Origin of the sequence: Flavobacterium sp. ZE23DGlu08, from assembly GCF_030505335.1 — a bacterium.
GTDB lineage: Bacteria > Bacteroidota > Bacteroidia > Flavobacteriales > Flavobacteriaceae > Flavobacterium > Flavobacterium algoritolerans.
Window position 1 is genome coordinate 1256000 of the sequence record NZ_CP130045.1, and the last position, 14394, is coordinate 1270393.

Genomic DNA, 14394 nt, shown 5'->3' on the forward strand with positions numbered 1-14394 from the left:
TAATCTATTTTTTTTTACGAACCTATAGCCTGATATACAAAACCAATAGCCCTTAATTCTGATGCATTCAACAAGTTTCTTCCATCAAAAACAAAAGCAGGTTTTTGCATGGAATCATATATCTTTTGCCAATCATAATTAATAAATTCATCCCATTCGGTAAGTACCGCTATTGCATGAGCATTATGGCATGCCTCATATGGATTATCAAAAGAACTAACACTATTCGTATTTAACTCAGCGCTTCTGGTTTCTAAATAATTTAAATCGTTAATGATCTTTTTATTAGATACCTTAGGGTCGTACACAGCAATTTTTGCATGTTCATTTATTAAATCATCTGCAACATAAATAGCAGCAGATTCTCTAGTGTCATTCGTGTCTTTTTTGAAAGCCCAACCAAGAAAGGTTATTTTTTTATCAGAAACCGTATTGTAAAGTGTTTGAATTATATTGTTCGAAAAACGCCTTTTCTGATGATCATTCATTATAATTACCTGCTCCCAATAATCAGCAACTTCATGTAGTCCATAAGATTTGGCGATGTAAACCAAATTTAATATATCTTTTTGAAAACAAGAACCTCCAAATCCAACCGAAGCTTTCAGGAATTTTGATCCTATTCTGCTATCCATTCCTATAGCTTTTGCCACTTCATTTACATCTGCCCCAGTTTTTTCACAAAGCTCAGACATTGCATTAATCGACGAAATTCTTTGTGCCAAAAATGCATTCGCTGTCAGTTTTGATAACTCTGATGACCATAAATTAGTAGTTAATATTTTCTCAGACGCGACCCAATTCGAATACACATCAACAAGTGCCTGTATCGCTTTTTGACCTTCTTCCGAAGGATCTCCTCCAATTAAAATTCTATCCGGATTCAATAAATCCTGAACAGCAGTCCCTTCAGCCAAAAACTCTGGGTTAGAAAGAATTTGAAACTGAACACCATTTCCAGTATTGTCTAAAATACTTTTTATTGCTTCAGCTGTTCTAACAGGAAGTGTCGATTTTTCAACTACAATTTTGTTGTCTTTAGCTACTCTGGCAATTTGTCTCGCACACAATTCAATATATTTCAAATCAGCTGCCATGCCTTTTCCTTTTCCATAGGTTTTTGTAGGTGTATTAACAGATATAAAAATGATTTGGGCTTCGTCTATCGCTTTTTCTACATGGGTCGAAAAAAACAAGTTTCTCCCTCTGGCTTCGGCAACAATTTCGCTTAAACCTGGTTCATAAATGGGTATATTGTCTACATTTTCATCATTCCATGCAGTAATTCGCTCTTCATTTAAGTCTACTACCGTAACTTGTATTTGTGGGCATTTTTGAGCAATAACTGCCATCGTCGGTCCCCCAACATATCCCGCTCCTATACAACAAATCTTTGTAATCTTCATTCTTTTATTATTTTTCCAATATCTATTTCCCTCTAACTACTCATTTCTAACTATTCACTTCTCACGCAGGTTCTCCCAATACCATTCGACAGCTTCTTGCAATCCTTCTTGCATCGAATATTTTGGATTATAACCCAATAACAATTTAGCTTTCTCAATACTTGCCAAAGAATGTGGAATATCACCAGCTCTATTAGGCCCGTATTCTACGGCAACTGCAGCAATTTTTTCATCGTAAACACTTAAAAATTCTTTTAAATAAGCTACTAAATTATTCAATGTATTTCGGTCTCCATAAGCAGTATTATAAACCGTATTTATAGCTTCTGGATTTTTTGTCAGCATAGCCAACTCATTCATTTGAATCACATTATCAATATAGGTAAAATCACGGGAATAGTTCCCATCCCCATTTATTTTTGGACTTTCTAATTGCATCAACTGCATTACAAATTTAGGAATGACCGCCGCATATGCTCCGTTAGGATCTTGCTTTCGACCAAAAACATTAAAATAACGCAACCCGATTGTCTCTAAACCATAGGTTCTGCTAAAAATTTCAGCATAGAGCTCATTTACATATTTTGTAATTGCATATGGAGACAGCGGCTTTCCAATTACCGCTTCAACTTTAGGCAAAGCTTCTGAGTCACCATAGGTAGAAGAACTTGCCGCGTAAATAAATCGTTTAACTTTTGCATCCCTTGACGCCACTAACATGTTCAAAAAACCGGAGACATTTACATCATTTGTAGTAACTGGATCATTAATAGATCTAGGTACAGAACCCAAAGCAGCCTGATGTAAAACATAATCTACTCCTTGTACTGCATTTTGACATTCAATAGCATTACGAATATCGCCTTCTATTAAACGAAAATTCGGATGATTTATAAAGTCTTTTAAATTATGTCTATATCCAGTTGCAAAATTATCAAAACAAACAACCTCATACTCTTTAGACAAAAAATATTCACAAAGATTAGAACCGATAAATCCTGCACCTCCTGTAATTAAAACGGAACTTTTTGTTTCTGCTTGCATCTGTTTTTATTTTAAAACAATCAATTACTTAATTTGTTTTTTCAAAATTTTCTGTGCTATTCTTTGATAAATACTTTTAGTTTTACCTTCTTCATAGTATCCATTTGCATACGTACCATAGCCATAGCCGTATCCATAACCGTACCCATAACCAGTACCATATTTTGCTTTATTCTCTAAACCATTCAAAATAATACTGGTATTATTCAACTCTCCGCGTTTCACTCTGTTGTTTAACAGCGTAATCATATCTTTTTTAGTAAAATTCTGTCTTACTATATATAAGGTAACATCACAATATTGGGCTAACTCCAAAGCATCTGACACCAAACCAACTGGAGGCGTATCCAAAACAATATAATCGTATTTTTTCTTTAACTCTCCTATCAATTCTCCCATTCCTTCACTCATTATCATTTCAGCAGGATTTGGAGGAATTGGCCCTGACAAAATAACATCTAGAAAAGGTATGTGTGTATGATTTATGATTTCGTCAATCGTTTTTTGTTTAATCAGATAATTTACTACCCCAACTTCATTCGACAAATTAAATTCAGTAGAGAGTTTTGGTTTTCTTAAATCTAAACCAATAACCACTGTTTTTTTCTCGCTAAGTGCAAATACCGTAGCGATATTTATAGAACAAAATGTTTTCCCTTCACCACTCACCGAAGAGGTGATCATTAGTGTCTTTGCTCCATCTAAATTTTGTTGCTTATAGAGAAACTGAAGAGAAGAACGAATGGCTCTAAAGGACTCAGATAAAGCTGATTTTGGCTTATCATAAACAGCTAAATTGGTATTCTCTTTATTGACTCCAACAACACCTAATAAAGGAATTTTTGTCATCTTACTAATATCCTCAGCATTCTGAATCGAATTATTGATAAAGAAAACTGCAAATACAAAAACTAACGGAAAAAGTATCCCCAGAAATAAAGCCAATACATAATTAACTGATGTTTTTGGTCCTATAAGTCCTCCGCCAACATCCTTAGCGGGATCTATAAAATGAACATCTGATAAATTTGCCGCCTTAACAATGTCTGCTTCGCTTCTTTTTTGAAGAAAAGTGCTGTAAATATTATCACTTAAATCATATTTTCTTTTAATTTTAATAAGCTCTTGCTGATCCTCTGGAAGTTGCTTTATTGTACTTTCAGTTTCATTTATTTTGCTGCTCACCATAGCTAAATCATACTGAAGAGAAGTCTTTGCTGTTGCTATATTCTCTAATAAAACATTTTTGACAGCCTCCATTTGATTGTCAAAATCCTTAAATATTTTATCACTCTTTACAGCATAAGCCATTTCAGATCTTTGTGTAGACAATGCAATTAATTTTGAAACATTTACTACAATATTTGGATCTTCTATTCCTGCAACCGAAGGTGCGGGAAGTTTAGCATAGTTTACACTGTTTTTTAAATATGCTTTCAAAGAATTATAATATGCCATTTTGCGATTAACCTCGTCTTTTTTGACATCAAATTCTAAAATCTTTTCAGAAAATTTAGCTCCACCTTCTTCTATATCGTATATATTCTTACCTTTTCTAAAGCTTTTTAGCTCATTCCCAGTTTCCTTAAGTTGGGATTCCATCGTTACTAATGTACTATCTATAAAGGCAATAGTATTGGTCGCAAACTGGTTTTTACTATCTAACTGCCTTTTGATAAGCATTTTAACAGTTGCATTCAAATACTCAACCATTCTCGCTTTATTAGTTCCCTGCATACCTAAGGTAATTATAGAACCGCCTTTATCATCTGACCTTACGCTTATTCCTTTATACCCTGATACTGTTCCGTTAAAATCATTAAACTGCACAAAGTATTCATTTCCTTTATAGAAACCTGGATTTTCATTTATTTGCAACTTCCAATTTAAAAAGGGCAAAGAAACTTTTTCGCCAACCTTATACCTTTTTACAAAATCTCCTGTTGCTACTGCTGTATTACTGTATGAATTATCAGAATACGTAATTATAGAAACATTTTGGCTCTGAAACGGAATTCTAATTTCATATGTGTTTTCACTTATAAACTTAATACCTATTAAAGTTCCTGCCAGTTGCCCTTTCGATTTATCAATATTTACATAAAAAGGAACTGATCCATAAGCATCTACCAAATTATATTCACCTTGAACTAAGTAATTAATATAATATTGTAATTTATCAACAACCAGCTCATTGTGAGATCTGGACTGCAAAGTCGTTGATATGGTCTGAACCTGATCTGAAGTTCCTCCCCAATTAAAGACCAAGCTGGTATTTGAGGTAAAAAGCGGATTGCTTTCTTCTTTTACAGAAATAAGTGTTTCCATACCGTAAATTTTTTCTTTACGAATATTCACCTGATAAGCAATCGTGAAAGTGATTAATAAACTTATTAAAAACCACTTCCAATAACTTCCGATTTTTATTAAGAAACCCTTGAAGTCAAAGCTTACTTGGTTTTCAAAAATCGAAAAATCTTTTATATCTAACATTTTTTGAGCGCTGTTTTAATTTTTTAATAGTAAAAAAGTGGTTGTAGCTAAAGACAACAATGTAATGATTGTCCCCAAAGATTCTATCCCTGTCTTTCCGGTTCCCCAAGTTTTTTGCTTCAATGGTTTTACATAAATATAATCATTTGGCTGTAAATAAAAATAAGGTGATTGCATCACATTTATATCGGTAAGATCTAAATCATGCATTTGAACTCCAGTTGGTGTTTTTCGCATAATTGTAACTGCCTTTCTATCTCCAGTAATAGTAATATCTCCAGAATTAGCAATAGCTTCCATAATGGTTACCTGCTCTTGAAACAAAGTTTTAGTTCCTGTACTCCCAATTTCTCCATTAATAACATATCTAAAACCTGCTAATTTAACCGTTACAAAAATATTAGCCTCCTTATTAAAATACTCTGCTAATAATTGCTTTTCAACTCTAACCCTAATTTCATCCAGCGTATAACCGATGACATTTAGTTCTCCCAAAACAGGAATTCTTATATTTCCATGATCATCCACTGTAAAACCGTCAAAATACAATCCTGACTCTGATTTACCTCCAGCACCTCCATCATTTGAAGGACTAAAAATAGCAACTAATTTAGGATCTATTGCTTTTATGGTAATACTCAAAACGTCATTAGTTTGCAATCGGTATGGTTTTGACTCAACTGCCGCAATCATAGTTTCACCATCTGAATTATTCTTTTTCTGAAGGTAAATTAAATCTTGAGTTGAAATACAAGAAGAAAACAACACACTAATAAACAACAACAAATAGAGTACGGACTTGCTCATTTTCAATATTTTTAACGACAAATATAGCTTTTCATTTACTATTTAAAAAGCATCGCTATTCATTAAATGGATTAATTATTTTTAAAAGACTTTTCAAAAGGCACTCTTTGCAAAATACTTCTTCCCAAGGTAACTTCATCAGCATATTCCAGCTCATCTCCTACAGAAATCCCTCTTGCAATTGTTGACATGATTATTTCACAATCAGCGATTTGTTTATAGATATAAAAATTGGTGGTATCGCCCTCCATTGTAGAGCTTAACGCAAAAATTATTTCGTTGACACTACCTGATTTTACTTTATCGACCAATGTAGTAATGTTCAACTGACTGGGACCAACACCATCAATAGGGGAAATTTTACCTCCCAAAACATGATAAATACCTCTAAACTGACCTGTATTTTCAATTGCCATAACATCCCGAATATCCTCAACAATACAAATGATTTGGTGATTTCTACTCTGATTAGCACAAATTTCACACAGTATACTATCCGAAATATTATGACAACTATTGCAATATTTAATATCCTCACGCATAGCAACTAGGGCTTGAGATAAAAAACCTGTTTGCTCTTTTGGCTGTTTTAGCAAATGCAATACCAATCGCAGCGCAGTTCGTTTACCAATTCCCGGCAACTGAGACATTTCGTTAACTGCTTTTTCTATAAGTTTTGAAGAAAATTCCATAACAGCAAAAGTAGTTAATTTGTCCCGAACGTTCGGGATAGATAATTTGAAAATTTGAAGATTATTTATGTAATTTGGTCCAAACAATTTTTATACAAAATGACTCCCAGCACCATTCTAATACTTATAATCGTTTATTTTGGAATTTTATTTTACATCTCTCATGCTGTAAGCAAAAAAGACAGCGGAAACGATGCTTTTTTTAAAGCCAATAAAAACTCCAAATGGTACTTAGTTGCTTTTGGAATGATTGGAACGGCACTTTCCGGAGTGACTTTTATTTCAGTACCGGGAGAAGTTGGCTCTCCAAATGGGGAACAATTCAAGTATTTTCAGTTCGTACTAGGCAATGCTATTGGTTTCGTCATTATTGCAAAAGTACTGCTACCACTATATTATCGGATGAATCTAACTTCGATTTATGGTTATATCGAACATCGACTAGGGATTTATTCCTATAAAACCGCCGCAACTATTTTCTTGATTAGCCGAACCATTGGATCTGCATTCAGATTGTATCTTGTTGTGATTGTTTTGCAACGTTTTGTTTTTGACTTTTACGGAGTTCCATTTGCAGTAACGGTTTTAATTTCGCTGGCTTTGATATTTGCTTATACCTATCGAGGCGGATTGAAAACCATTATTATTACTGACACTTTGCAAACTTTTTTCTTGGTCACTTCGGTTTTCTTGACAATTTTCTTTATTTGCAGAAGTTTAAACCTTAATATTTTTGAAGCTTTTGAAGAAGTAAAAAATAGTAATTATTCAAAAGTATTTTTCTTTGAAGATTTCATATCGAGTAAGTTTCATTTTGTAAAACAAATTCTGGGAGGAATTTTTGTTACTATTGCCATGGTAGGTTTGGATCAGGATTTAATGCAGAAAAACCTGAGTTGTAAGAACATTGGCGAAGCTCAAAAAAACATGTTTACGTTCACTGGAATATTTGTACTTATCAATATTTTTTTCCTCAGCGTAGGTGCTTTACTTTATATTTATGCCACTAAAAACGGAATTGAAGTTCCAACTGATTTAGTTACCGGAAAACCCAGAACCGATTTGCTATTTCCCGAAATAGCCTTTAACCATTTAACACTAATTCCATCCGTTATTTTCTTGTTGGGATTAACGGCCGCAACTTTTGCCACAACGGATTCCGCGTTAACAGCGCTAACAACTTCGTTTTGTGTGGATTTTTTAGGAATGGATAAAGTAGAAAATCTAGCGAAACCAAATGTAGTACGAACTAGACATTTTGTTCATATTGCCTTTTCGTTCCTAATGTTTCTGGTGATTATTTTCTTTAATGCCATCAATGACAGCTCTGTTGTAGGAATGATTTTTAGGGTTGCATCCTATACGTATGGTCCACTTTTAGGGTTGTATTGTTTTGGATTGTTTGTAAAATCAAAAACAGTCAAAGACAAATTTGTTCCGATTATATGCTTATTATCTCCGGCAGTAACTTACTTTATCAGTGAAAATTCTAAAGCATTATTTTTTGGATATGTTTTCGATAACGAATTGATTATCGTAAACGGGCTAATCACTTTTCTTGGATTGTTAATGATTAGCAAGAAAGCGACTTCTGGAACACGATTTTAGTTTTAGCCCAGATAGAAGTGAAAATCCTTTTATAAAGCTGGAAGCCTTTTGAAAGCTTCCAGCTTTATAAAAGATTGCAACGGATAGCTGGAATAGCTCCAAAAAAACTAATATTGATTTGTTGCCAACATAACCAATGTACACCCTATCTCGACTTTGATGTCATTTAATTTCAACAATTGATAGAACTCAGGATTCTCAGTTCCTGGATTAAAAATAACACGTTTTGGTTGTGCCTCAACGATATAATTATAGTAATCACGCTGACGCAAAGGATTTAGGTACAGCGTAACCGTATCGATATTTTTTAGTGGAATAGCTTTGGTCTGGATTTTTATTCCGGCTACTTCACCCGCGTTTTGACCGATAGCAAGAACTGAATGTCCTTTATCAACCAGTTTTTCAATCGCTATGAAAGAATATCTAGCAGGTTTTGTTGAAGCTCCAAGAACTAGCGTTTTTTTATTTTTTATCATTTTCTGTAATTATATTTTGCAAAAGTAATGAAAAAAGACCCATGAGTTTAGCAATTATCAGGTTTAGTTATAAAAGTAAGAAAAAACATTACGCTAACATTAAAAAGTAAAAAAAGAGTACTTTTACACTATCAAAAAACAAAATATGGATCTATTTATTTATCTGTTTGTCGCACTTTTTTCGGTATTAAATCCTATTGGAACCGTTCCTATCTTTGTAGGACTGACCCAAAATGACACTAAAAAGGAGCGTTCCAGAATTTCTTTATGGACGGCGATAAATGTATTTATCATCCTTATCGTCTCGTTTTTTATTGGACAATATGTATTACTTTTTTTTGGAATCAGTATTGATGCACTAAGAATTGCTGGCGGAATTATTATTGTGAGTTCTGGATTTTCCTTGCTTTCAGGAAAGTTTAATAAAAAGAGAGGTATCAATAAAAAGGCAGAAACTGATGCACAAAAAAGGAATGATATTGCCTTGACTCCGCTTGCAATCCCTATGCTTGCAGGTCCTGGTTCTATTTCTTTACTTATCGCATTTTATCAGGAACACAATACAAGTATGGAGATCATCATTTCTTCAATTGCTATTCTTGCCATTGCAGTTGCTATTTTTATCATCCTAAAAAGCGCCCATTATTTAGCAAAAATACTTGGAGCATCTGGAATTGTTGCGATATCCAGAATTGTAGGTTTCATTGTAATTGCGATAGGAATACAATATATCGTGAGTGCAATTATCAATATTATAAAAGGGAATCTATCCTAAATTAAAACCAAAAAAAAAAAAACGGATAAGATTCAGAATCTTATCCGGTTTTTTTTTAATTTCTAGGCAAGAAAATTTCTGCCATCATACATCTGGCGCTTCCTCCGCCACAAGCTTCAATTGTATCTAAACTTGAACTCAAAATTTCAGCATGTTTTTCTAATTGTTCCATTTGTTTTGGAGTCAAACTTTGATGTGCAGCTGCGCTCATAACTAAATACCGTTTGTCATTTGCTCCACGAACTTCAAGCATATTACCCGCAAAATTATTCATTTGGGCCTCAGTAATCAAAATGATTTCTTTTCCGTTTTCTTTTAGATTATCCAAAACCATTTTGCGTTCTTTTTTATCATCGATACAATCTGCACAAATGACTGCAAAAGTTTCTCCCAAGCACATCATCACATTGGTATGGTAAATCAGTTTTCGTTCTGAATCAACAGTTTGAAAAGCTTCAAAAATTACTGGTGCATAATCAAAATCTTCACAGAATTCGATAAATAATTCTTCATCGGCTCTGGGAGATAATGCGCAGTACGCTTTTGCGTTGGCTCTGTCCAAAAGCAAACTTCCTGTTCCTTCCAAGAAAAAACCATCTTCCTCAGCCGATGTATAATCTACAATATTGTTAATCACGAAACCTTTATCTTCCAAGATATCCAGAATATCTTCGCGACGTTCCTGCCTTCTGTTTTCTGCAAACATTGGATATAAAGCCACATCTCCATTCTCATGAAAAGAAATCCAGTTGTTCGGAAAAATACTGTCCGGCGTATCTGGATTCAATGTATCATCAACAACAGTAACATCAACACCTGCTGCTGTAAGTTTTTCGACAAAAGCATCAAATTCTTGTTGCGCTTTAGCATTTACAGTTGCAGGCAAAAGTCCGTCTAATACTTTTTGGTAATAATTATTAACTGCCGTTTGTTCGTTCATTCTAAACGCAACCGGGCGAATCATCAATATGGAATTTGTTGTTTGTTTCATATTATTTTTAGTTTAATGTTTAACAGTTTAAAGTTTAATGTTGGGCAACGTTAAACTTTAAACCCTAAACAAATATTTAATCTCTAATTAAAGGTAAGGTAGAACACCGTAATAATCCTTCTTGTTTTGCAATTTCTGCGTATGGAATCTCTTCGACTACAAAACCGTTTGCACGCAACCAATTGTTAAGCCTGGTAAAATTTCTTTCTGAAACGACAACATTTGTATCAATAGAAAAAACATTGGAATTCATATTGTACATTTCTTCTCTGGTAATATGAAATAGGTTTTCTTTTCCAAAAAGATTTACCAAAAACAAATAATCTGCTTCTTCACGGAATCCATTTTTGTAGATAATCCCTTTATCGTTACCTACCGGCTGAAAACAACAATCTAAATGCAATGCATTGTCGCGGGCTTCAATTTTAGATTTTACCAAATCAAATTCTTTAACAATTTTATTTGGGAACAAATCCTTAATATATTGCACTCCTTGCACATTCGTTCGTGCAGTAATATAATCTTTGTAATCACTGCCTTTATAGGTTCCAATAAAAATATAATCGTTCCACAACATCACATCACCACCTTCTATGTGAACTTCCTCTGGAGGTCGCACCACTTTTTTAGGATTAATTTGGTCAATTATATATTGAATAGCATCTAATTCTCGCTCTCTATCCGGCAAAATATTTGATTTCACAAAAACATCATCAATTACAAAACCAATATCTCTTGTAAATATCTGATTGTAATTTTCAATCATTTCCGGACGATAAACGGTCACGTTATATTTTTTCAGCACAGTATTGAATGCTTCCATTTCGTTTACCATGTCTTTCTCCTGCGGATAAGTGCCTGCTAAAATATGTTCTAATGATTTTGGATCATAGGCATCTTCAACCTTTGGCGTAGGTCCATTATTGACTGCTGAACCCAGAACTACGGCTCTAAGTCTCGAAGTTTCATTCTTTATATTTAACTCTAACATGTATTTTAGCTTTTGGCAAATATAAAAAAAGCTTCACTAATTAGTGAAGCTTTTTAAACTGATTTTATCTTTTATCTGTTGGTACAAAATCCCTCAAAGGGTGACCCGTATAAACTTGCCTTGGCCTTCCGATAGGCTCCTTATTTTCACGCATTTCTTTCCATTGTGCGATCCAACCCGGTAAACGTCCTATTGCAAACATTACAGTAAACATATCGGTAGGAATTCCTAAAGCTCTATAAATAATTCCAGAATAGAAATCTACATTAGGATATAAATTTCTTGATTTGAAATACTCATCTTCTAAAGCTGATTCTTCTAGTTTCTTAGCAATTGCAAGAATTGGATCTTCAACTCCTAAAGTTGATAAAACTTCATTAGCTGCTTTTTTGATGATTTTTGCTCTTGGATCAAAATTTTTGTAGACTCTATGACCAAAGCCCATCAATCTGAAAGGGTCATTCTTGTCTTTGGCTTTAGCCATATATTTATCAGCATCTCCACCATTTCTATGGATTTCTTCTAACATTTCAAGAACTGCTTGATTTGCTCCTCCGTGTAATGGACCCCAAAGCGCAGAAACTCCAGCAGATATTGAAGCAAATAATCCTGCATGAGAAGAACCAACCATTCTAACTGTAGATGTAGAACAGTTTTGTTCATGATCTCCGTGAAGAATAAATAATTTATCTAATGCATCAATTACTACAGGATTTGCAGTGTAAGGTTCTGTAGGCAATTCAAACATTAAACGCATGAAGTTCTCTACATAACCTTTAGTATTATCGTAATAATTCAAAGGATAGCCCATGCTTTTTCTATACGTCCAAGTTGCTATAACAAGGAATTTACCCATAGTTTTACACACAGCCTCATACATTTCTTTTTCGTTCTCAACATTTACCGACTTTGGGTTGAATGCTGTTAATGCACTTGTCAACGCAGCTAAAACACCCATTGGATGAGCTGTTTTAGGAAAACCATCAATGATGTTTTTCATTTCTTCATTGACCAAAGTGTATTTTCTAATATCAGTTTCAAATTGTGCTAACTGATCAACAGTAGGCAACTCCCCGAAAATTAAAAGGTATGATACTTCTAGAAAATCTGCTTTTTCAGCTAAATCCTCAATTGAATATCCTCTATAACGAAGGATTCCAAGCTCTCCATCTAAAAAAGTAATATCACTTTTACAAGAACCTGAATTTTTATAACCTGGATCAAGTGTAATTACACCTGATAAATCACGTAATTTGTTAATATCAATGGCAACTTCATTTTCACTTCCTACAATGATCGGCAGTTCAAATTTTTTACCATCAATTTCTAATGTTGCTATTTTTGACATAATATAATTGAAAATAAACTTTTAAAATAATAATTTATCAAATCTAGGGAATTAAACACTAATTAAAAAGAGAATAACACAATGAAATTGTTAAATATTATAAAAAAAAGCCACTCACAAAACGTGAATGGCTTTAAATAAAAATATCGTAAGAAATTATTTGATTTTGAAAGCATTTTTACCAGGAAAATAAGCTGTATTTCCTAATTCTTCCTCAATTCTTAATAATTGATTGTATTTCGCCATACGATCAGAACGAGATGCTGAACCTGTTTTTATTTGACCACAGTTCAAAGCTACTGCTAAATCTGCAATTGTATTATCTTCTGTCTCTCCTGAACGGTGTGACATTACTGAAGTGTAACCCGCATTTTTAGCCATATTAACAGCTGCAATAGTTTCAGTCAAAGTTCCAATTTGGTTTACTTTAATAAGGATTGAATTAGCAATTCCTTTTTCGATACCAGTAGACAAACGTGTTACATTAGTAACAAATAAATCATCACCTACTAATTGTACTTTATCTCCAATTTTCTCTGTAAGTAATTTCCATCCATCCCAGTCATTTTCATCCATTCCATCTTCAATAGAAATGATAGGGTATTTAGCTACTAATTCAGCTAAATATTCTACTTGTTCAGCAGAAGATCTCACTTTACCAGTTTCTCCTTCAAATTTAGAATAATCGTATTTTCCATTTACGTAAAACTCAGCAGAAGCACAATCCAAAGCAATCATGATTTCATCTCCAAAAGTATATCCTGCAGTTTCAACAGCTTTTTTGATAGTATCTAAAGCGTCTTCAGTTCCTCCAGCTAGATTTGGTGCAAAACCACCTTCATCACCTACTGCTGTAGAAAGTCCTCTATCGTGTAACACTTTTTTCAAGCTATGAAAAATTTCAGTTCCCATTTGCATTGCATGTGAAAAAGAAGTTGCTTTCACAGGGAAAATCATGAATTCTTGAAACGCGATAGGCGCATCAGAATGTGATCCTCCATTGATGATATTCATCATTGGAACCGGCAATGTATTTGCAGAGACACCACCTACGTATCTGTATAAAGGCAATCCTAATTCATTAGCAGCAGCCTTTGCTACAGCTAGTGAAACACCTAAAATTGCATTTGCTCCTAAGTTTGATTTATTTGGAGTGCCATCTAAATCAATCATCATTTGATCAATTAGATTTTGTTCGAAAACTGAAACACCAACAAGTTCTTCAGAAATAATGGTATTCACATTTTTCACAGCATTCAAAACTCCTTTTCCAAGAAATGCTTTTCCTCCATCACGTAACTCAACTGCTTCATGCTCTCCTGTTGAAGCTCCAGATGGTACTGCTGCTCTTCCTAAAACACCATTGTCTGTAATTACATCTACTTCTATTGTAGGATTTCCTCTTGAATCGAAAATTTGTCTTGCGTGAATTTTGATAATAATACTCATATACTAAAATTTTAAATTTTAAAATACAAATATATTCTATCTTTTTGAATGATTTTATGAAAATAATGAATGTTATTAACGAAAACGTTATAATTTTTTGGCAAACAAAACATTTAAGCTATTTTAAGAATTTATTTTTACATTATCTGTTATTTTTTTCAATTCCTTTAAAATCTAATTCAGGAAATGCGTGCTACATTAACTAAAAATTAATGACACTTACTTAAGCATAAAATCAATTGATTTCAGCAAACAAATCAACACAAATAGCCTCATTATAAATTATATACATTAAATTTATACAGCTTTTTTAA

12 protein-coding genes are annotated in these 14394 nt (G+C 33.4%); 2 read left to right on the top strand and 10 right to left on the bottom strand.

What is annotated here, in order from left to right; all coding sequences use genetic code 11:
• Positions 1-14: 14 nt before the first annotated feature.
• The 5 genes from Q1W72_RS05475 to recR form a co-directional block, all read right to left on the bottom strand.
• Positions 15-1406 carry a UDP-glucose 6-dehydrogenase gene (locus tag Q1W72_RS05475; protein WP_302137596.1) on the bottom strand — a complete coding sequence of 464 codons (1392 nt, stop codon included), beginning with the start codon at positions 1404-1406 and terminating at the stop codon, positions 15-17.
• A 54-nt stretch (positions 1407-1460) separates the two neighbouring features.
• Entirely contained in the window at positions 1461-2450 is a 990-nt protein-coding gene (locus Q1W72_RS05480) for an SDR family oxidoreductase (RefSeq protein ID WP_302137597.1), read from the bottom strand.
• Positions 2451-2474: 24 nt separating this feature from the next.
• Positions 2475-4943 carry a polysaccharide biosynthesis tyrosine autokinase gene (locus Q1W72_RS05485; protein WP_099713430.1) on the bottom strand — a complete coding sequence of 823 codons (2469 nt, stop codon included), beginning with the start codon at positions 4941-4943 and terminating at the stop codon, positions 2475-2477.
• Between the two features lie 15 nt (positions 4944-4958).
• Positions 4959-5750: a polysaccharide biosynthesis/export family protein gene (locus Q1W72_RS05490; RefSeq protein WP_099713431.1), complete on the bottom strand. Its 792-nt coding sequence runs from the start codon at positions 5748-5750 to the stop codon at positions 4959-4961.
• Between the two features lie 71 nt (positions 5751-5821).
• Positions 5822-6442, bottom strand: a complete 621-nt coding sequence (recR, locus tag Q1W72_RS05495) for a recombination mediator RecR (protein ID WP_099716183.1) — start codon at positions 6440-6442, stop codon at positions 5822-5824.
• Positions 6443-6541: 99 nt separating this feature from the next.
• On the opposite strand from recR, the gene Q1W72_RS05500 reads away from it, so the two are divergent.
• Positions 6542-8050, top strand: a complete 1509-nt coding sequence (locus tag Q1W72_RS05500; RefSeq protein ID WP_099716184.1) for a sodium:solute symporter — start codon at positions 6542-6544, stop codon at positions 8048-8050.
• Positions 8051-8157: 107 nt separating this feature from the next.
• On the opposite strand, the gene Q1W72_RS05505 is transcribed toward Q1W72_RS05500, so the two are convergent.
• Entirely contained in the window at positions 8158-8523 is a 366-nt protein-coding gene (locus tag Q1W72_RS05505) for a CoA-binding protein (RefSeq protein ID WP_099716185.1), read from the bottom strand.
• A gap of 148 nt (positions 8524-8671) precedes the next feature.
• Between Q1W72_RS05505 and Q1W72_RS05510 the strand changes: the two genes are divergently transcribed.
• Entirely contained in the window at positions 8672-9301 is a 630-nt protein-coding gene (locus Q1W72_RS05510) for a MarC family NAAT transporter (protein ID WP_099713432.1), read from the top strand.
• Between the two features lie 55 nt (positions 9302-9356).
• On the opposite strand, the gene ctlX is transcribed toward Q1W72_RS05510, so the two are convergent.
• The 4 genes from ctlX to eno all read right to left on the bottom strand — a co-directional run bounded on the left by ctlX (position 9357) and on the right by eno (position 14080).
• Positions 9357-10292, bottom strand: a complete 936-nt coding sequence (ctlX, locus tag Q1W72_RS05515; protein ID WP_099713433.1) for a citrulline utilization hydrolase CtlX — start codon at positions 10290-10292, stop codon at positions 9357-9359.
• A gap of 76 nt (positions 10293-10368) precedes the next feature.
• Complete coding sequence (locus tag Q1W72_RS05520; RefSeq protein ID WP_099713434.1) at positions 10369-11283, bottom strand: dimethylarginine dimethylaminohydrolase family protein; 915 nt, start codon at positions 11281-11283, stop codon at positions 10369-10371.
• A 64-nt stretch (positions 11284-11347) separates the two neighbouring features.
• The gene (locus Q1W72_RS05525) at positions 11348-12631 is read right to left on the bottom strand and encodes a citrate synthase (RefSeq protein WP_099713435.1); all 1284 of its coding nucleotides are present in this window, start codon (positions 12629-12631) and stop codon (positions 11348-11350) included.
• Positions 12632-12787: 156 nt separating this feature from the next.
• Entirely contained in the window at positions 12788-14080 is a 1293-nt protein-coding gene (eno, locus tag Q1W72_RS05530) for a phosphopyruvate hydratase (protein WP_099713436.1), read from the bottom strand.
• Between the last annotated feature and the right edge of the window lie 314 nt (positions 14081-14394).

Coding starts and splice junctions, on each gene's coding strand:
- Q1W72_RS05475 (WP_302137596.1), bottom strand. CDS start 1,406: ATGAAGATTACAAAGATTTGTTGTATAGGAGCGGGATATGTTGGGGGA.
- Q1W72_RS05480 (WP_302137597.1), bottom strand. CDS start 2,450: ATGCAAGCAGAAACAAAAAGTTCCGTTTTAATTACAGGAGGTGCAGGA.
- Q1W72_RS05485 (WP_099713430.1), bottom strand. CDS start 4,943: ATGTTAGATATAAAAGATTTTTCGATTTTTGAAAACCAAGTAAGCTTT.
- Q1W72_RS05490 (WP_099713431.1), bottom strand. CDS start 5,750: ATGAGCAAGTCCGTACTCTATTTGTTGTTGTTTATTAGTGTGTTGTTT.
- recR (WP_099716183.1), bottom strand. CDS start 6,442: ATGGAATTTTCTTCAAAACTTATAGAAAAAGCAGTTAACGAAATGTCT.
- Q1W72_RS05500 (WP_099716184.1), top strand. CDS start 6,542: ATGACTCCCAGCACCATTCTAATACTTATAATCGTTTATTTTGGAATT.
- Q1W72_RS05510 (WP_099713432.1), top strand. CDS start 8,672: ATGGATCTATTTATTTATCTGTTTGTCGCACTTTTTTCGGTATTAAAT.
- ctlX (WP_099713433.1), bottom strand. CDS start 10,292: ATGAAACAAACAACAAATTCCATATTGATGATTCGCCCGGTTGCGTTT.
- Q1W72_RS05520 (WP_099713434.1), bottom strand. CDS start 11,283: ATGTTAGAGTTAAATATAAAGAATGAAACTTCGAGACTTAGAGCCGTA.
- Q1W72_RS05525 (WP_099713435.1), bottom strand. CDS start 12,631: ATGTCAAAAATAGCAACATTAGAAATTGATGGTAAAAAATTTGAACTG.
- eno (WP_099713436.1), bottom strand. CDS start 14,080: ATGAGTATTATTATCAAAATTCACGCAAGACAAATTTTCGATTCAAGA.